Origin of the sequence: Psychrobacter sp. SWN149 (genome assembly GCF_015864565.1) — a bacterium.
GTDB lineage: Bacteria > Pseudomonadota > Gammaproteobacteria > Pseudomonadales > Moraxellaceae > Psychrobacter.
Map to the genome: position 1 here is coordinate 138,420 of NZ_JADYWX010000006.1, position 20,492 is coordinate 158,911.

Below are 20,492 nucleotides of genomic sequence, written 5' to 3' on the forward strand. Positions count from 1 at the left end.
AGTACAAAAGACATCGCCTTATGACTATCTCTATTGCTTCATTGCACAGTACTGAATTCGCCGTTGGTCAACGTTATTTATCTGATACGGAGTCTGAGCTTGGCTTGGGCGTGGTCATCGATGTCGATGATCGATGTGTGCATATTTTATTCCCGCAAAGTGAAGAGACGCGCGTCTATGCCAAAAACTCTGCACCGCTATCGCGCGTGGTGTTCAAGGTAGGCGACAGCATTTATGATCAAGATGGCAAAAGCTATGTTGTTAATGCCGTCGACGAAGTGATGGGTGTGCTCAAATATGGCGTCGACGAGCATGAGCGCGGCATCATGGAGACGCGCCTGGCTGCTAATATCACGCTTGCTAAGCCACTTGAACGCTTACTTGCTGGTCGTATTGAGCGCGGTGATTGGTACGAGCTGCGTCAAGATATCTTGCGTATGCAGGCTGCGCTGGCAGGTCATCCGCTAAAAGGCATGATGGGGGCGCGTGTCGATATCATCGAGCATCAGCTATATATCGCACATGAAGTCGGCAAACGTATCGCACCGCGCGTCTTACTCGCTGACGAAGTAGGTCTGGGTAAAACCATCGAAGCGGGCATGATTATCCATCAGCAGCTATTGACCGGTAAAGCTGAGCGCGTACTGATACTCGTGCCAGACAGCCTGCAATACCAGTGGATGATTGAGCTGCGTCGTCGTTTTAACCTGAACTTTGCGCTGTTTGATTTGGTACGTACGGCTGCGATCAAAGAACACGATCCTGAGCAAAACGTCTTTGCCACTGAGCAATGTATCATCGCTGGTATGGACTTACTGATTGATCATCCAGATTTGTACGATCAAGCGATGGATGCTGGATTTGATCTGTTGGTCGTTGATGAAGCGCATCATCTGCATTGGGATGAGGCACAAGGTGGCAATGACAAATATGACCTAATCGCAGATTTCGCTGAAGAAACCCCTGGCGTGATGCTATTGACGGCGACCCCTGAACAATTGGGTGCTCAAAGTCACTTTGCGCGTTTGCGCTTGCTTGATCCAGATCGTTTTGATGATTTAGATGAGTTTATCGATGGTCAAGCAGCATTTGCTGAAACCGCTGCTGTCGCTGGTGTGCTGATAGAAGATAAGCCAGTCAGTGAAGGGCAAATCGCTGCTTTGAGTAGCTTGCTTGATATCAGTATTGATGAGCTATCAGCCATTAACGATGACGAAAAACTGCGAACACATGCACTCAATGAGTTGTTAGACCGTCATGGTACGGGCCGTATTTTGTTCCGTAACACGCGTGAGAGTGTCAAAGGCTTCCATGGTCGTAGTAGTCAGCCGTATCCATTGCCGTTGCCTGAGGCGTGGGTAGGCAGCTATCAGACCACTGGTAAACTGCGTGAGCAGCTATGGGGCGAAGAGAATCAACCGGATGGCGGCTGGTTAGAAGATGATCCTCGTGTCTCTTGGTTGATTGATATCTTACGCGGTGAGCTCAAGCATCAAAAAGTACTGCTGATTGCCCGTAGTGGTGCGACGGTTGAGAGCTTAGAAGCCGTATTGCGTTTGCATGCAGGCATTAAGACGGCTATCTTTACTGAGCAAATGACCTTGCTTGAGCGTGACCAAGCAGCGGCATTCTTTGCTGATAGCGAAGGCGCGCAGATATTGTTATGCTCAGAGATTGGTTCAGAAGGCCGTAACTTTCAGTTCGCGAGTCAATTGATCCTGTGGGACTTGCCTGCCAACCCAGATACGCTAGAGCAGCGTATCGGTCGTCTAGATCGTATCGGACAGACGCAACAAATCATGCTGCATGTGCCTTATGTACAAGGCACAGCGCAAGAGCGTCTGTATCAGTGGTATCATAATGCACTGAATATGTTCAATCAGATTTCACCAACTGCGCAGAGCGTGCAAGAGCAGTATATTCAAGACCTAAAGCCAATGTTAGAAGGTGCAGATACAGCGGACAATCGCAGTACCTTGAAAGGTGTCATTGATGAAGCGCTACAAACGCGATTGGGACTAGAAGCACAGTTGCAAGCTGGCCGTGATCGTCTGCTAGAGTACAACTCATGCCGTCCGCGTGTCGCTGGCCGTATCGCTGATGCCATGCGCGATTTTGATGGCAATAATTTACTGCCGCATTTCATTGAGCGCTTCTTTGCCTCTGCCAATATCGATCACAATATTCAGCGTGATGGCTCTTGGGTTATCGCACCGATTGACAGCACTGAAATTAGTGATTATATCGATGGCTTGCCACTGGGTGACGAAGACGGCATGACGTTAACATTCGAGCGTGATCAAGCACTACAACGTGAAGACATTGAGTTTATTACTCACGAGCATCCATTGATGCGCGCCATCTATGAGCTGGCAAGCACCAGTACCTTTGGTAATACTACAGTAGCTATGCTTAAGAGTGCTGCTGTCCCGCAAGGCATGGTATTGTTAGAGGTGAACTTCCGCGTAGAAGCAATAGCACCAAGATTGCTGAATTTGCCAGCGACATTGACCACACAAAATATCCGTGTGTTTATCAGTGAGCAGGGCAGTGATTTGTCCGCTCGTATCAGTGCTGAGATGATCATGCCGCATATTGAGCGCTTGGACAAAAACAGAGCTCGCCAAGTGATTAAAGTGCGCGGCGATGTGATTGAGCAGCGTTATTATGAAGCTGAAGAGATTGCGCGTCAGCAAATCGCTGAGATTGGTGAGCAAGCAAGCGCACGGTTTAGCCAGCAGTGGTCGCGTGAAATCAAACGCCTAAAACATCTACAAACCATCAATCCAAACGTACGCCCCGAAGAGATTGAGCGCTTAGAGCAATTAAAAGCGCAAGGCGAGCAAGCGCTTGGTAACTTATCACTCGTACCGGACTCTATCCGTGTACTGGTAGCAGTCAAGCCATAAGCATCATGCTATAGTCAAAGAACTACTAAACTGCTACGGTGTTAGTCTTCCTATTTGTAAAATCTGCAGTCGACTGCCTTATAGTAATTTTAGATTTCTTTGACTATATAAGTATTCAGATGGATATAGAAACGAGATGTTATTAGACATCTCGTTTTTTTGTGATTGAGACCACGTTTGCCCACTGATTGCTCATCGCTTGTTGAGCGGAAATTGCAAAGCAATACTTATGAGTAGGTGTGCAGTAGCTAGTCAAAGCCATCGATATTGGGTAAGATGTTTACCTTTTATATTGATAATAAATATTTCTAGTCAGAGAACTACTAAACGGCTACGGTGTTACGCTCTCTAGAAGTACTGTTTGTACAATCTGCAGTCGGCGGCCTTGTACCCGTTTTAGACTTTTTTGACTATAGCGATAGCACGTCTGGCTATAGGGTGTGTCATCGCTTAGGTGATGAGGCCTAAAAACTCTCTCTTGTATATTTTAGCAAGTGATCTCACATTATTTTAGATTCAAACACATCAGCTATCTGGCATTGATAATTATAGGTGCCAAGCGTTTTTGATAAAAATAAGGAAACATATCGTCATGTCCAATAATTCGCAACTGATCGATGAGCTGCTGGCTACTATCGCACTTATTGAGGTTACCCCAGATGTCTTTGAGGGTAAAAGCCATGACTATGTGGGCAGTCGGATATTTGGTGGGCAAGTGCTGGCACAAGCGATTATGGCAGCGGCGCATACATTAGATAAAGACAAGCCTTGTCACTCACTGCATGGGTATTTTTTGCGCGGCGGCGATATCAACCAGCCTGTCATATACCAAGTGCGTCGATTGCGCGATGGTCGTAGTCTGTCTGCACGTGAAGTGACCGCGATTCAGTACAAAGAAGTGCGTGGTAAGCCACCTGTTGAACAAGTGATATTTTCGATGATTGCGTCGTTTTCACCGATGGAGGAGGGGCTTGAGTATCAAGAAGACATGCCGGTCTATCCGCCACCAGAAGATCTGCTGACTGAGCAAGATTTAAAAGAAGAAAATGTGGGCAAAGTACCAGAAGCCTTAAAATCAAGATTTATGCGGCGCCGTCATGTAGAGATTAAACCGGTCAAACCCCGTAACCCTATCAGCCCAGAACCCATGAAACCCAAGCAGGCGAACTGGCTACGTATCCGTGAGTTGGGCAATCAACCGGTGGCTATTCAGCAGGCACTGCTAGCGTTCTCTTCTGATTTTTACTTAGTAGGTACAGGACTGATGTCACATGGTGTTAGCTTTATGACCAGTGGTCTACAAGCGGCGAGCATCGATCATTCAATGCATTTTCACCGTGATTTTGATTTGAACGAATGGATGTTGTACGACATGTGGAGTGACACGACATCCAATGCGAAAGGGCTGAACCACGGACAGTTTTGGCAAGATGGTAAGCTGGTTGCCACGGTGCAACAAGAAGGCCTGATGCGCTTGCGCGTGCCGAAGTCTTAGTTCTTTAGCTACTTATAATCATAAAAAAAGCGATTCACTATTGATAGTGAATCGCTTTTTTTATGGCATGCGAGATAGTTGTTTAATCAGCTGGTTTGAGCATGATTGATGTGGAGATATAGCTTATATGATTATTCTAAAATCTTAACCATCGCCCGTGGCAATCCAAGCGTTGCTTGAGCATCGTCAGCATTTAACCAGTTAATATTAATATCGGCAGCTTGCAGTGCTTTAGTTATTTCAGCAGTTTGCTTAGTATTCAGAGTTACTGATTGCGGGGTCAAATACCAGTGAAAGTGCGTCAGTGAATGCTTAATAGGCGCTTCATCTAATAAGGTTTTGCTGATAGGCGCTGCTACTAATTTATTTTTTATCAGCCATTCATTGATGATCTGCTCAGCAGTGGTAAATTCTGCTTCATATACTTTTTCATTACTACGTACTTCATTTGGCATATCCGATGTTTTATTATCGCTAGCCTCTGCTTTTTTCGCAGTGTTGCCACTCGCTTTACCCTCAATTTTTTCTACGAACTGCAATGGTAAGCTCCACAGTCCACCCCAGATACCATTGTCAGGACGCTGTAGCCATAGAATGTCGCCATTCGTATCTTTAACTAATAAGGCATTACTGAACTTACTGGGCTTGGGCTGTTTTTTTGCTTTGACAGGATAATCCGTTTCGCGTCCTTGCGCGTGGGCTAGACAGTCTTTTTTGAGTGGACATAATAGACAGGCAGGCTTGCTACGGGTACATAAAGTCGCTCCCATATCCATCATCGCTTGCGCAAATAATCCTGAGTTCTCTGTCGGTGTCAGGCGCTCCGCCAATGCCCACAGCTCTTTAGTCGTAGCAGACTTGGTAATGTCACCGTCAATCGCTGCCCAACGCGTGATGACTCGTTTAACGTTACCATCACAGATGACGCCATAATGGTGCAAGCCCATGGCCATGATTGCGCCAGCGGTCGATGGCCCAACACCAGAGATAGCTTCCCATCCTGCGAGTGTCTGTGGAAACTTGCCCGTTTCATCGATTACTTCAACCAACTGCTTGGCACCTTTATGCAAATTACGCGCGCGCGCATAGTAGCCAAGCCCTGCCCAATGCTCTGCTACGGTATCCCAGTCTGTGGATGCCAAATCCTGCACGGTCGGAAACGACGCCATAAAACGTGTAAAGTAGGGCAGCACAGTGGTCACCTGCGTTTGCTGAAGCATCACTTCGGATAGCCAAACGATATAAGGATTGGGCGTGTCAGTTTGGTGCTGCTGCCAAGGTAAGTCATGGCGACCGTTTTCGGCAAACCAATCTAGTAGGCGTGGGGCGAAGGAGTTTAGGGATGTGGGAGAGTGGCTAAAGTTAGTTTCAGAAGAGGTAGAGTTGGCAGTTGGCTGGGTCATAGGCTCTTATATTTGGTTTTTTGAAGGTAAATAATTATACCTGATATACGTATTTTCTACGACCCAACTCTGACGTAATGTATTGAAATAATATAATAAAAATAACTACTTAACGATGTCGAATAGCAGGAGGTTATTGATTACCTGCTTAATATATTCATCATTATGTATATCGCTGATATAATCATATTTGCCTAAACTAATCTTAATATGCCTTTGCACTTCTTGTCGTTCAATAGTACTACTTGGTAGGTCTAGAAAAGAATTTACAAAATACTTATCAAATGCAATCGAGAAAAGATTTTTGACGGACAAGTCATTAAGGATGTCAGACCTAGAATACGGTTGCCTCATATCTAACCTAGTGCCTCTGATAAAATTTGAAAATTTAGTCGGATTTATATGTCTTGTTACGATTTGATTTAGTAAATCTTTATCCATCATATAAACAAATGATAGAAAGACCACTAAAATCTGTTCAATAGTCAATGATTTACTCCGCTCAATATTTTCAAATACTACTAGAGTCTCTATACAGCGGACGATTTGCTCAATATTTCGTAGAGACAGCTTACCAACATCAAGAAAGGTTGGAATCTCGTAGATAAATTCGTTATCTTTAAATTCTTGAGGGATGACTTTACTAGCTTGTACTGAGGTTCTAAAGTAAGTAACGTTGTTTTCAATAGACCTACCTTCGATATCTTTTATAGAGGTTGGCAAATTGATTTGATATTTGAAAAATTTATAAAGGTAGTCGTGTGAGTTGGTTTCACTACCATAACTGTGTTTAATAGTGGCTTTCAGCTGTTCCGCATTAGTGATTAAGATAATCTGCACATTTTTAACATCGAAGACATGTTTGATGGTCTCTAACATCATTACTGCAAAGTCTGGTCGGCAGCGGTCTAACTCGTCAATCAACAAAATGACAGGAGTTTCTGCTGTAATATCAGTTAATACATTTTTTAGGGTATTCAGACTTCTTTCAGCCTCAGCTTGGTCTTCAATGAGAGATTCTAAAGAAAGGTCTATCAACTCTTTTGAACCTTCTTCTATGGTTTCCATGCCTTTAGAAAACTCTTCAGGTATATCCGCAGCATAGCGCCCAAAAGCGAAGCCTAATCCTGCTTTTAAGCCAATACCACCAACCAAGCGTAAATAAGGAACAGCATTTTTTATCAGTTTTTTTCGCTGATAACTTTTTTTAGGATAAAAGCTTACAATCTCTGAAATTAAAGTCAGTAACGGCTCGTTAGTGTGGTCAGCTTGAAAGGCGTTCACGTAGCCAACTTTATAGTTATTGGGATTATCTGCTTCAATGAGGTTTTTGAGTTTGAAGCAAAATTCAGTTTTACCTGTACCCCATTTACCGTCGATGATAAGTGGTGAGACATCAATATCTGAATCTAATAACTTAATGATTTTTTCAGCGATAGGCTTACGTATGAACTCATCTCTGCTAGAAAAAGTTAACTCTTTCATTACGCTGTAATCTGGCATTAAGTACTCTCTATATTTATAATTTTGATATACGATACTGATGTTATACAGATAATACAGACATAAAAAAAGCCCATAAGAGCTTTTATATAGGTAGTAGCTTTTTGAATGAGCTTTTAAACAAATTTATTTACGATTCTTCCGTGTTTTCAAACGACGTAAGCGTTTTTCTTCTTCTTTGGCTTTTTTCTTTTCTTCAGCTGCGATACGCTGTTGAGCGACCACGATTTCTTCAGCTTCCGTCATAGCTGGTGTCTCAAGCGTAATACGTCCGATTTTAGCGCTACGTAGCTCGTTAACTAGAATCTCAGACATGCGGTACGTATCGACTTGGTTGCCCGAACGTACACAGCCGCGATTACGCCCAGCGACTTCGAAAAACTGCCAATCAGTCTTTGGTAGTTCTTCAATTTTATAGCGGGTTTTTAGCAGCTCAGGATAAGCATGCATTAAGTACTCAGCGGTATAGCTGGCCACATCCGCGAAGTCAAAAGCCGTATCACGAATACCGCCAGTCGCTGCCAGACGATAGCCAGAGTTTTCATTTTCGACCTTTGGCCATAGCATACCAGGCGTGTCATAGAGCATGATATCATCGTCCAGCTTAATCAGCTGCTGCGATTTGGTCACGGCAGGTTCATCACCTGTTCTTGCGACAGCGCGCCCTGCTAAGGTGTTAATCAACGTTGATTTGCCAACGTTTGGAATACCCATAATCATGGCTTTGATTTGACGACCCGTACCGACTTTATTAGGAACGAGTTGTTTGCAGATGGCGATGATGCGTTTTACATCGTTGGCTTTTTCGGTATCGCAAGCAATGGCTCTGACACCGCTCTGCTGCTCGAGATAATCCATCCATATTTGGGTCAACTCTGGATCGGCAAGATCAGCTTTGTTCAGGATTTTGATAACAGGTTTTTCGCCGCGTAGTGCCGCGACCATTGGGTTTTCACTACTATAAGGGATACGCGCATCGATGACCTCGATGACCAAATCCATCTGTGGCATGATTTCTTTGATTTCGTTACGGGCTTTGTTCATATGCCCAGGGAACCACTGAATACTTGCTCTCTTATCCATCTGCTTTCATAACCTTTTATAAAAAATGCTAAAAGTAAAACTATCAACGTTTACTTTCTAATGGTGCTCAGTTTACTACAGAACCACATTGCTCACGGGACAATTTCACTTAACCATCATGTGAGGTCGTGATCAGGTTATGATTACATCTTGTCCGTTGTCTCATCCTGTGCGGGTGGTAGTGGTGCCAAATAGCCAATGAGCAGAATCAAACTACCTGCGCCAAGGAAAGATATGACCCGCCAAATCGCCTCAGTTTGTGACAGATCGACTAAGACCAGTTTAAGGACGACGACACCCAACAGCCCGATACCCATGAACCAAAGCGCACGTTGCCAGTAGCGGCTAGCGATGATAGTGGCGATTAGTGCCAATAGTGTCCACAACATGGTCAGTCCAGTTTGCACTTGCTCACTCTGCCACGCGCCGCCCTGAGCACTGTTCCATAATGGCGTGTCAATAAAGGCATGAAGCGTTCTGATAAGGATGCTAGATATCAACCAAAAGCCGATAAGTCCTAAAATAATCAGTAAATTATGAGTGGTAAATACTCTCTGGATATTATTTTTAATTACTGTGCTTTCTTGGTTTGGCTGCTCATTATGATACTGCTGATTCAGATAATAAACGCTAAAACCAACGAGTAGCGCTAGCCCTGAGGTAACATCATATAAATTCAACAGTGGGAAATATGACATGTCCCAAATCACACCATCATAAGACCAATTGGTAATGATGACCCAACTTAAAGCAATCGGCGTAAATATAGCGGCACAGCTTAATAATGCCTGTTGCCAATCAAACCAGTACAGCAATCCATGCGCTGAAGTTTCACTGATTGATGGGTCTGTCTGACGATAGTCGCCATAACGATAACCACACCACAATCCTACTAGTATTAAAATAGTTGGGATCAAAATAGCCATCACGCCAGCAGAGGCGGGCAGACCATAATGAGCCGCCGCCGCAATGACTAAAATGCCAGTGCCGAGCCAACTCGTACCATCATAGCGTGATAGATTGGCATCGTTGTGCCAGACCTTTAACCACAGCTGTCCAATAGTGAGCCAACCAACGAGTAAACTGGCAAACACTAACCATTCTGCTGATGACCATAATAGATTCAGCTCAAACTTCTGTGGTAATTGCAGTACGAGCATCAGATAAAACAATAATAGCAACCCATGACTTAGCTGTTTGGCTTCTGCCCATGGCTGATAGCGGTTGATACTCCAATAGATAGCAAGACTCACCAGTGCAGCCAATGCAATCGTCATCGTATCGAGCTGCCAAACCTCAAACCAATGACTCAAATCAAGTACTAGGACTTGTAGCATCCATACCACAGCCGTCAAGGTCAAACACCATATCAATCTAGGACTGCGCCAAACAAGGCCAAACACTTTACTTTGGCTATTGACTGAGGTCAGCCACTGCTGCGCGGCTTGGTCACTGATACCCAATGCACTAGCGTATGTCGTGATTGAGTCTGATGTGGTGTTTTTTTCTTTAGCATGTGCTAAATGACTGTCTGAGTTTGCATTTAATTCTATATTTAAGTGGTCGTTTAATATGGCTGGCGAGTTGCTAGCGCGCAAGATAAATACCGTGGCTAGATAAGCAATCGCTGAAATACTCAAGGCTAAAATCGGATAGTCATTGCCAGAGAATATAAGAGTAAGCACTAACATACCGATACTGATGAGCTGCAATAACACACCGAATAATACCGACCACGCACGCAGTGAGCGTCGTCCAAACCACGCCAAGGCCAATCCTTGTACCGACCAGCCAAAGGCAATCCACTCTGCATCGAGTGCCAACGGAATCACTAAGGCTAAAAATCCAAACCCTAACGCCAGCATACCTTCAGTGATTAAGGCATAGCGCTGGCTACGTTGGATAAATAGCCAGCCTAAACCAAGGTAAACCGAACCTAAAGCCGCACTGACGATAGTCAAGGCATGAGGAATATCCTCTAATAAAGCAGAAAATAAACCAAAAGCCAGTAGCGGTACTGAAAACAGTAAGCCAGTATCAATAGGGAATAAATACGTGCTATTGCCTACATGGCCTTCATTTAAACGCTCTATATTATTTGCGCTATCGGTATGGCTGAGATCTTTTTCATTAAGCGTGTTATAAGCAATGATTTGTTGTGCATAGCGAATCACCACAAAGAGATACAACATTAGATGTAAAGCAACCAGCAACACCAATGACCAACGCTGTGTCTCAATGATGGCGGTTAAGTTCTCACTTATGCCCCAGTAGTAGGCCAAGCCAAAGGTTACTGTCACACCGAATAAATTCAATATTTTCCATGGGCGATAATGAGCGATGACGGCAATCGTGACGTTCAATAATAGATAATAACTGAACAGTGCTACCAAGCTGCCAGTATCATCACTGGTCAAAATCGGCGCAAAGAAACCGCCGGATAATGACAGTAAGGCTAAAGGGAAAGCGTTCTGACGGACGGCGAGTGCAATGGTGACGGCAGACAATATGCCAAGCCCGATAAAGCTCGGTAAACTTGGAATAATTTGATAGACACTATAAGCAAAAAAGGTGCTCAAATACGCAATGGCTAGGCCAGCGCCTTGTAAAGTAATACCATAAGAAAAGCGTTTGGCGGTTAATTTCAGCCCCAATCCCGCCAATCCTAACCCTGCGACCCCTATCGCCATGAGTTTAAAGGCAATTGGAATCTCAATATAATCACTCAATAAGCGCAGTAATAGTACGACGCCCACCAAAAGCACCAATACACCGACCCGCACTACTAAATTGCCACCGAAAAACCAGTTTTTAACAGAGTGGAATAGCGAGGTGACGATAGGTAGCGAGCGCTCATCCGGTTGAATAGATGTGATGGGCGTTTTATTTTTGATTAAATTTGAATTGTCTAAAGTTTTATTATCTAAAGATGTGTTATCAGCAGTGTTGGATACAGGCGTTTCTGTCAAGTTTGCTGTTAGGTCTGAGGTAGAAGGAACCGTTGGCGGTAATGGTGGCCACGTAGCGGTTGCTGACTCTTCTGTATTGAAAGCTGCATTATTAGTGATACGCTTTTCAGTAGCCTCATCACTAGTATCAGGGCTCTTGTTAGCCAAGTGACGGTTACTATCTTTTTGCTGCTCAAGTTTGGTCTGTAGGTCGGTCACATCGCGGCGCAGTTGCCAAATTTTCCGATTGATCCGAGTGTATAGTCCGACTACAACGATTAACAAAATCGTAAAAGCCAGCCAACCCAATTGGGTTACCAATAGATATAACATCACCGTTACTCAATCCAGCATATAATAAAATGATAATGACGCGATTTACTCAGAAGTACAAGACTATCCTTGCGACTCTTATAAAGAGCCATTGATACTTATCTTGTATCATAGAAAAGCCAGACAAAATAAAAGGGCCGCTTAATACTAAGCAGCCCTTTTGTTTTCTTTCATCTATTATCTTGCTTTGAATCTGTACAGAAAGTCTTTGAGATTCTCTGTTATGGCAACTTATGCCAAGTTTGCTTTCATAAACTCAAGCATGTTTTCCCAGCTCTGCTTTGCAGCGGCTTCGTTGTAGCCAAGATCAACTTCGTTTTTGGCAGCGCGCTCATCGGCATGTGGATTGGTAAAGCCATGTTTGGCGTTGTCATAGACATCAATAGTGTAATCAACGTCAGCTGCGTCTAGCTCTGATTTCAGACCTTCGATGGCATCCATTGAGACCATTGAATCATCACGGCCGTGGGCGACCAACACTTTTGCAGTGAAGTTTTTGTCTGCTGGCTGTTTTGGTGATGGGTTACCATGGAAGGTTGCAACTGCTTTTAATGGCATACCTTCGCGTGCCATGTCCAATACAATTTTACCGCCGAAGCAATAACCAATCGCTGCTAAATTGTCACCATCCACAGCTAGTTGATCACTGAAGTCATTAAGAATTAGGCGGCAGCGTGCCATGAGCATGTCTTGATCTTCGAGCATTTGCTCCATCCACATATTGGCTTGCGCCGCATCGGTGGTCAGCTTGCCTTCACCATAGACATCCATCGCAACGGCAGCATAACCTGCTTCTGCTAAACGCTCAACGACTGATTTTGGATGATCGACCACGCCCCACCATTCTGGAGCCACTAAAATGCCTGGCACTGGCGTCTCATCTGATGCATTTTCTGGTAACGCTACATAGCTGATGAGCTGAACGTTATTTTCGGTAGTACTGATTAATTCAAAAGTCTTGATTGACATATTATTGTCCTTTTTTATGTTGTAAGTTTTATTTATTCGTCGTTGTGAGGGTTCGTTTTTCTGACTGTTACTACCTTAACGCCCATAATCAGCAAAAACAGCTATAATAGTGTAACGCTCTTTATCAAAATGCTACTGCGACGCTATGACTATAAATTTGTTAAACAAAAGTGATGATCAATCAGGCTTGTATTCTGCTCATGATTCTGATGCGAAGTCGTCGCCATCATTATCACCGTTAGTATCTCTATTTCCTGACAGTACTGATGCCAGTGCTAGTGCCAGCAATAGCAATAGCACGGCTGATGTCGAGACACTACGCCCGCAGTTTTGGTCGCGATTTCCATTGGCAGAATTAAATCATAGTGAATGGGAAGCCTTGTGCGATGGCTGCGGTAGTTGCTGCTTGATTAAATACATCGATGAAGATGAGAATGGTGATGTGGACGAAGAATTGGTCGAATATACCGATGTGACGTGCCAGCTGATGGACTGTGCGACAGGATATTGTGGTCACTATGCGACACGTCAAGAGCACGTCCCTGACTGTATTCAATTGACCATGGACAACCTGCCGCAAATGATGTGGCTACCATCGCACTGCGCTTACAAGCGATTGTATAAAGGGCAAAACTTGCCAAGCTGGCATTTATTACTGACCCAAGATGCGGTGGCCACGCAACAACAAATGCGCGCTGTTAATGTCGGTGTGGCGGGGCGCTGCGTCTCTGAAATAGGCATGTCTGATGAAGAAATGGAAGATCGGGTGGTTAATTGGGTAAACCCTTAGCCAACCTTCATCAATCCTGTATAAATGCCAAATTATTTTTAGTTAGAAGCCTGAGCTGTAGACTTGGCTTTGGCTTCCGCACTATCTTGTGAGTGAGCCAGTGGCGGCATAGGAATGCCTCGACGAATCTGCTGCGAGAATTCATGGCTATTTTCATCTCTATGAATGCCAGACTGTAGATTGATTTGATTGTTAAAGCCTTTTGCTTTTGGGTTGATATGGGTACGCTCGTACCATGTCTCCATCGACCAAGGCAGGTCTGCCTTTTCAGGCGCGGCATCCAGCATGCCGACAGCGTATAGATAGTTTGGCAGCCAACCAGAGACCCAAATTCGATAATCCCACGGTAGACGATCGTCACTGACGATACGCGCCATATAAAAAATAATATTGGTACAGTTGCTCGTCAACGTATTGTACCAAGCGGGCTTTGCATTTAGCTCATCGGCAGCGGTCAAGTAAGACTCAAACAGTGATTTGACCTCGTGTTGCTGCAAGCTGCTAACAGGAAATAGATAAACTTGCTCGCCGCGTGCATTGCTACGTGTATAGATAATATCGCGTTCTTCTGCGGCAATCAGACTCAGCTCATAGCGTCTAAAAAACCCAGCAAGCGCGGAGAACGATTCGCCATTCTCTTTACGAATCTCAAATGAGAAGGCAAGTGGTTTATCATCTTCAAAGCGAAAGCTGACTAAAGTATGGGCAATCAATGGCCCCATCCAATAAGAGTTGATGACATCGACACCAGAGAGTTTGGACATATCGATTGTGCGAGTGTCCCAATGCTCGGTTGCATCCTCGGCAGTATGCCAATCAAAGTTACGAATATTGGTCAGAGTAATCAAATCAGGATTGCTCGCATCGCGTTCATAAGAGACTCGCTGATCGACCTCAGGCATCCAATCACGATCTTGCTTTGGTTCGATAGAAAAGAACCACCCCACACCCAACAGCCAAATAGCAGCATATAAGCCAATGAGCCGTTTGGTTGCGACATCTTTATGAGCAATCTGTTTGTTAGAAGTCGATTGAGTAAGCAGTCTAGGCAGTATTTTTTTGAGCACCTTCCAACACCGCGTACTCACCAGCGCCGCCAATACCCCAACAATTGCGATAGTGGCCAGCCAAGTTACCACCGAACGTATGCCATACTGGTACCAAATGGCCAACAGCAACCATATTGCTGATAGCGCTAGCGTGACTGCGATAAAGAATTGCAAAAGACGATGTCGCCACGTGGCTGTTGGCTGTTGGCTATTTGACTGTCCACTATCTGATGTTATGTTCTCTGAGTCATGGCTTTCTAGCCTGCTATTTGGGACACGGCTGTGTTCAAGACGGCTGCGGGAGCGCGACGAGAGTAAGCGAGAAAGCAGAGAGCGTAGCGACATAAGATTTGTTTTGTTAAATAAAGGCTTTGACCATAGCAAAGTTTATAACACACTGACAATACAATTTGAGTGAATTTATCGTTGAATGTCGGGGAGCCTTGCGATAAAGTGAAGCTAATTTATACTGGCTTGTTGATTGCTTATTGACTATGTGACAGTCCCTGAATGAGGTTTTTCCTGTTTTATTTGGTATGTTTATCCCCATCTATATGCCAGTCGTTTGTTTAAACGTTATTTTAATTGCCATTCACTAAAGAGGTTAAATCACACCACATGTCTGACGACACTCCCAGCCCGAGTAGTTGGTCGATGCGCGGCTTAAAACGCTGGCTATCGACCGCTCCCGAAACCCGTGACGAATTGATTCGTCTGGTACAAGACTCGCGCCAGTTCCTAGAGCCTGATACGGTTGATATGCTAGAAGGCGTACTCGATCTACCAGCAACCCAAGTGCGCGAAATCATGACGCCACGCCCGCAAGTGATTGGTATCCATGAAAGTACCAGCCTTGCTGAAGTGATGGACATCATTCTTGAGACCACGCACTCACGCTACCCTGTTTTTGACAGTCAAGATGATGATGCCGTTATTGGCATATTATTGGCCAAAGACCTGATCCCTATCTTGGTTCATATGGTGCGTAACCAAGAAGACAGAATCGACAGTCAACGTCTAAAAGACTTGGTGCGTCAGCCACTCTATATCAGTGAGACTGCACGCTCTGATACCTTGCTGCGCTCATTGCAACGTACGCAAGTGCACATGGCCATTGTCGTTGATGAATTTGGTAATTTCGGCGGCGTGGTCACTATGGAAGATTTGTTAGAGGAAATCGTCGGTGACATCGTCGATGAGCATGATGACTTTGATGAAGACAGTGACATCAATAATATCGTTGCGGATCCTGATAAGCCTAATACATGGCGTGTTCAAGCCTCTACCGTAATAGAAGACTGTAATGACGAGCTCGGCAGTCGTTTCGATGATACCGATGTCGATACGATGGGCGGTTTGGTCATGCAAGCGCTCGGCTATGTAGGCGATCTAGAAGGCGAGAGCGTTTTGATAGACGACTGGCAGATCACTATCACTGATGTCGAAGGTCGATTCATCCAAAACCTAGAGCTGACCAAGACCAATGCTGATAAACAGATATTGATAGGCAGTCATTGATTTTCTTATAGCAATGCACATGTCTTTTGATCAATAAGCAGACCCTATATTAAGAAAACCTATCCGTAAGCTTCATAAAAAAACACGACACTCAGTCGTGTTTTTTGCATTTTGTTGTCTGCTATTTTGTATGAGGTTTTGGCAACGCAAATTTACCCACTGATAAGCTATGACTGGTATCATGGGTGGGTTTTGTTTGTGGTGCTGCATACAGCGTGATGCAGTCAGGTTTCGTTTGAGTGTTGCCTCAATGCGAATCCGTGAACATATAAAACTATAAACCTATGAAATTTTAAAAAATATCGTTTTGGATTATTGCTATGCGTCTGTCTACTGTGGATTTACAAAAACGTCTGAACCCCGAAAAACCTAAGGGTTTGCCCATGGGATTGACGGTGCTGATGGCGTTGCTGGCAGGAGCTGCCTTTATATGGGCACTCGCGCCCTATGGGTTTTGGCCCGTTGCCCTGATATCTCCTGCTATTTTATACGCGTTGTTGATGCCTGATATGACAGGTCGTCGCGCTTTTATCATCGGACAGGCTTATGGTACAGGGCTTTGGTGCGTTGGTGCGTTTTGGTTGTATACCTCCATCCATGTCTATGGCGATACGCCTGTGTGGCTAGCACTGCTTATGATTGTGTTGATGGGCCTTGGCATGGGTTTGTTCCATGGGTTTTTGGCTTTGATTTTTAATCGCATGGTCGGCCGTCAGCCGTTGTCTTTTGCTGCCCTATGGATACTCCAAGAGTGGATGAAAACGTGGCTATTCACGGGTTTTCCTTGGTTGTTCGTCGGCTATGCGTTTACTGAGCAGTATTGGCTATCATCATTGGCACCGGTGGCGGGCGTTTTTGCGGTTTCTTTTGTGGCAGTATTATTAGCAGCAAGCGTGGTCGAGCTACTGCGTCGTCGCGGCGGTTACATGATTCCAGCGATGGCATTTCTCGTTATCAGTAGTGCATTGTGGCTGATCAATCCGCAATGGACTAAGCCAAAAGGCACGCCTGATTTATCGGTGTCTTTGATTCAAGGTAATATCCCGCAAGACCTAAAATGGCTCACTGAATATCAGATAGAAACTTTGAAAATTTATGCCACGCTAACCCGTACTGAGTGGGGGCGCGATATTGTGCTGTGGCCTGAGTCATCGATTCCTATGTTTCAGACAGAAGCGGTCGGCTTTATCAATGAAATGGTAAAAATGGCCAAAGAAACGGACACGACATGGGTGACAGGTATTCCCTATAAGGACGAGGCGGCGTTTGATGCCAGTACGGATAAGTACGCACCATTTTATAATAGTGTGGTGGCACTAGGTGCACAGGCGGATGGCTTGTATAAAAAGCAGCGTCTGGTACCCTTTGGTGAGTACATCCCGTTTGAGGGCATGCTCGATATTTTGCCTAACCTAGCAGGTAGCCAAGACATCATGAGCTATAGCCGCGGCAGTGATCAGCAGTCACCACTGCGTGTCCGCGGACACAATTTGGGTGCCGCTATTTGTTATGAGGTCGCCTATCCGGACACCACGCGCAAAAATGCGATTGGGACGGACTTTTTATTGACCATCTCAAACGATGCTTGGTTTGGCACCTCAGCAGGCCCATTGCAACACTTGCAAATGGTACAGATGCGCGCGTTAGAGAATGGTCGCTGGTTTATGCGTGCGACCAATACGGGTGTGACGGCTATCATTGACCATAAAGGTCGTATCGTAGCGCGTGCGCCGCAGTTCGAGCGTACGGTATTGCGCGGTAATATACAGGCACGCGTCGGCAACACGCCATTCATGCGCTTTGGTAATTATCCTATCCTATTCATTATGGCGCTGCTGCTGATGTTAAGTTATCTGGGCAAGCGTCCAACCCCTCTGGTACGCAGTGGCAAATAATACGGATATTTTGCAGATATACAGAGCCAGTAAATGCAGATAGCCCATGATAGCGAGGTGATTTTAAAAATTACCGCCATCCAGACTAAAAGCAGTTGGCAAAGTTTGTCGATAATAAACCCTTTAAATACTTAAGGGTTTTCACAAATCAGTACAAATTACGATATAATAGTTCGATATTTCAAATATTTTGCGCAAGGTGGATAAGGTATGTCAGAAGGTATCGTCAATAATAATCCAAAAAAAGAGCTGTTGTTCACTTTAGGTGGCATTGCCTTGTTCTTAGGTATTGTCTTACTTATTGGTGTTTCTGCATTTTTACGTCCAGCAGGACAGCATATTGTGGTTCAGACTCCTGAAGAATTAGCCGCTGCTGATGAAGCAGCAGTCGCAGCAGCAGAAACTGCTCCAGCTGATGCGGAAGTGGCAACGGCAGAGACGGATGCTGCTGCACCTGATACAGCTGCCGATGCAACCGTCACCCCAGTGGCAGATGCGGACAGTGCAGTCGTTACTGCAGAAGCCGGCACAGCCACCGCTTCTGGTACAGTGAGCCAAGCGGCCGTTGCTGATGCTGATTTGACCGCTGAGCAAGCAGATGGTGATTTAGATGCTGGCACTGCTGCTGATGACACAGCTGCCGCACAGTAATCTATCATGTAGTCATGTAGATGATGGTTATTTAGACAGTCATACAATGGTGCTCTACTATTCAGTTAGTAGCATTATAAAGTCTTTATTAACAGTGCTATAAGTAAAGCAGTAGTGCTGCTGAGACGAAAAAGAAAAGCCCATTTTCAACTTTTGAGAATGGGCTTTTTTGTGGGTATTTGTGTAATTTTTGACCAATTTTTTCTTTACTTGATTATACCCAAGTGAAACAATGTTCCGCCTATATGACCGCTCGTCTGAATAAATGAGGGCTTGGTCATTACCAAAATAATCTTTAAAGGAATAAAGCTGTGAGTACACAATCAAAATCAGAAGCTAGTGCAGCTGAACTGCAAGCACTAGACAATGGCTTTATGGGACATCCTGCGCCATTACGCTCTTTATTTTTCACCGAGATGTGGGAGCGATTTTCTTATTACAGTATCCGCCCGCTATTGGTGCTATTTATGGTGGCGACAGTAAGCAGTGGCGGTTTTGGGTTTGATGAAGTCACGGCATCTGCTATCTATGGTATCTTTGCTGGTTCGTTGTATTTAGCAGCAGTACCAGGGGGCTGGCTGGCAGATAACTGGCTGGGTCAAGAGCGTGCACTATGGTGGGGCAGCATAATCATTGCGCTTGGTCACTTATGTATCGCGCTTTCTGCTATGTTCGGTATGACGCTGTTCTTTGTCGGTTTGATCTGTATTGTCTTGGGTTCAGGATTGTTCAAAACCTGTATCTCAGTGATGGTCGGTGCGTTGTATCCCAAAGGCGACTCTCGCCGTGATGGTGGCTTCACCTTGTTCTATATGGGTATCAATATCGGCGCGCTATTGGCAGCACTGATCGTGGGTATATTCAAAGAAAAAGGCATGTGGCACGTGGGCTTTGGTGTTGGCGGCTTGGGCATGCTAGTGTCGTTACTCATCTATCGCTTTGTGGCACAAAAGAATTTGACAAAATATGCACGTGCTAAGGGCATCGTCGCGGATTGGGAAAATGCCAACGATCGCTACAAAAACATCGGTCGATGGGCCATGGCATTTGTTGCTACTTTGGTCGCTATAGTCATTTTAGTAGCGACAGGCATTGTGCCATTTGCACCTGAGATGGTTGCAGAGTATATGACTTATCTGATTGCCGCTGTGGTCATACTATATTTTGCCGTGATGTTTATTTCACCGCGCCTCGATAAGACCGATAAGCTGCGCCTGTTGATTTGCTTTATTTTAATCATTGGCTCGACGCTGTTTTGGTCAAGTTTTGAGCAGCAGCCGACGTCTTTTAACTTATTTGCTGATCGTTATACCGATCTGAATGTTTTAGGCTTTGATGTACCGAGTATTTGGTTCCAGTCATTGAACCCTTTATTCATTTTGATATTAGCGCCTATCATTAGTATCGTTTGGGTCAAGCTTGGTAACCGAGGACTTGAGCCGAGCAGTATGGCGAAGTTTGCACTGGGTATGTTACTGGCTGCTGCAGGCTTTGCATTGATGATTTTTGCCTCAAAAAGCATCTTAGCGCCTGGTGCTGGCTTGGCATCGCCACTATGGTTGGTGGGTAGTTTATTATTATTGACACTAGGTGAGTTAGCACTTAGCCCAGTCGGTTTATCTGCTATGACCAAGCTTGCACCAGAGGGCATGCAAGGCCAAATGATGGGGCTTTTCTTTGCCTCTATCGCCATGGGTAACTTGGTTGCCGCCTTCTTTGGTGGTCATGTATCTGCCGACAAAATCGAAGGGTTACCGGGTCTGTTTACCACCATGACCATTTTCTTGGTGGTGACCGCCGTATTATTATTGATACTGGCAAAACCCATCAACAAAATGCTAAAAGATAGCGAGCGCGAAAAACAATTGGCCAAGTCGTAAGAGAGGTTGGTGTACATTTGTGAATAACAACAGCACAAGTGACGTATGACGAGACGTGTTACCATC

Annotated in this window: 13 protein-coding genes; 7 read left to right on the plus strand and 6 right to left on the minus strand. The window is 44.9% G+C overall.

All coding sequences use genetic code 11. From position 1 onward, the window contains the following. The first annotated feature begins 20 nt into the window (after positions 1–20). Positions 21–2,909 carry an RNA polymerase-associated protein RapA gene (rapA, locus tag I6E86_RS11415; RefSeq protein WP_197177568.1) on the plus strand — a complete coding sequence of 963 codons (2,889 nt, stop codon included), beginning with the start codon at positions 21–23 and terminating at the stop codon, positions 2,907–2,909. 592 nt (positions 2,910–3,501) lie between these two features. Continuing rightward, positions 3,502–4,404, plus strand: coding sequence for an acyl-CoA thioesterase (locus I6E86_RS11420; protein WP_194364973.1), 903 nt, complete (start codon positions 3,502–3,504; stop codon positions 4,402–4,404). Positions 4,405–4,535: 131 nt separating this feature from the next. Here the strand turns inward: I6E86_RS11420 and mutY are convergent, their stop codons facing one another. The 5 genes from mutY to I6E86_RS11445 form a co-directional block, all read right to left on the minus strand. Further along, positions 4,536–5,807 (minus strand): A/G-specific adenine glycosylase, encoded by a 1,272-nt coding sequence (mutY, locus tag I6E86_RS11425; protein ID WP_197177569.1) that lies wholly within the window; start codon positions 5,805–5,807, stop codon positions 4,536–4,538. Between the two features lie 105 nt (positions 5,808–5,912). Continuing rightward, positions 5,913–7,310 (minus strand): P-loop NTPase fold protein, encoded by a 1,398-nt coding sequence (locus tag I6E86_RS11430; RefSeq protein ID WP_197177570.1) that lies wholly within the window; start codon positions 7,308–7,310, stop codon positions 5,913–5,915. A gap of 126 nt (positions 7,311–7,436) precedes the next feature. Continuing rightward, positions 7,437–8,393: a ribosome biogenesis GTPase YlqF gene (ylqF, locus tag I6E86_RS11435; protein ID WP_197177571.1), complete on the minus strand. Its 957-nt coding sequence runs from the start codon at positions 8,391–8,393 to the stop codon at positions 7,437–7,439. A gap of 143 nt (positions 8,394–8,536) precedes the next feature. After that, positions 8,537–11,674 carry a DUF2339 domain-containing protein gene (locus I6E86_RS11440; RefSeq protein WP_197177591.1) on the minus strand — a complete coding sequence of 1,046 codons (3,138 nt, stop codon included), beginning with the start codon at positions 11,672–11,674 and terminating at the stop codon, positions 8,537–8,539. A 231-nt stretch (positions 11,675–11,905) separates the two neighbouring features. After that, on the minus strand, positions 11,906–12,643 hold the full coding sequence (locus I6E86_RS11445; protein ID WP_197177572.1) for a dienelactone hydrolase family protein: 738 nt from the start codon (positions 12,641–12,643) through the stop codon (positions 11,906–11,908). A 157-nt stretch (positions 12,644–12,800) separates the two neighbouring features. Between I6E86_RS11445 and I6E86_RS11450 the strand changes: the two genes are divergently transcribed. Next, the gene (locus tag I6E86_RS11450) at positions 12,801–13,433 is read left to right on the plus strand and encodes a YcgN family cysteine cluster protein (RefSeq protein ID WP_413787002.1); all 633 of its coding nucleotides are present in this window, start codon (positions 12,801–12,803) and stop codon (positions 13,431–13,433) included. 38 nt (positions 13,434–13,471) lie between these two features. Here the strand turns inward: I6E86_RS11450 and I6E86_RS11455 are convergent, their stop codons facing one another. Next, positions 13,472–14,827 (minus strand): DUF4105 domain-containing protein, encoded by a 1,356-nt coding sequence (locus I6E86_RS11455; RefSeq protein ID WP_197177573.1) that lies wholly within the window; start codon positions 14,825–14,827, stop codon positions 13,472–13,474. Between the two features lie 273 nt (positions 14,828–15,100). Here I6E86_RS11455 and I6E86_RS11460 point away from each other — a divergent pair, with 273 nt between their 5' ends. From I6E86_RS11460 to I6E86_RS11475, 4 genes are all read left to right on the plus strand, one after another. Continuing rightward, positions 15,101–16,000, plus strand: a complete 900-nt coding sequence (locus I6E86_RS11460) for a CBS domain-containing protein (protein ID WP_194364967.1) — start codon at positions 15,101–15,103, stop codon at positions 15,998–16,000. Positions 16,001–16,320: 320 nt separating this feature from the next. Next, complete coding sequence (gene lnt, locus I6E86_RS11465) at positions 16,321–17,895, plus strand: apolipoprotein N-acyltransferase (protein ID WP_197177574.1); 1,575 nt, start codon at positions 16,321–16,323, stop codon at positions 17,893–17,895. Between the two features lie 210 nt (positions 17,896–18,105). Beyond that, positions 18,106–18,546 (plus strand): hypothetical protein, encoded by a 441-nt coding sequence (locus tag I6E86_RS11470; protein WP_197177575.1) that lies wholly within the window; start codon positions 18,106–18,108, stop codon positions 18,544–18,546. Between the two features lie 374 nt (positions 18,547–18,920). Further along, complete coding sequence (locus tag I6E86_RS11475) at positions 18,921–20,426, plus strand: peptide MFS transporter (protein WP_227680643.1); 1,506 nt, start codon at positions 18,921–18,923, stop codon at positions 20,424–20,426. Positions 20,427–20,492 lie beyond the last annotated feature (66 nt).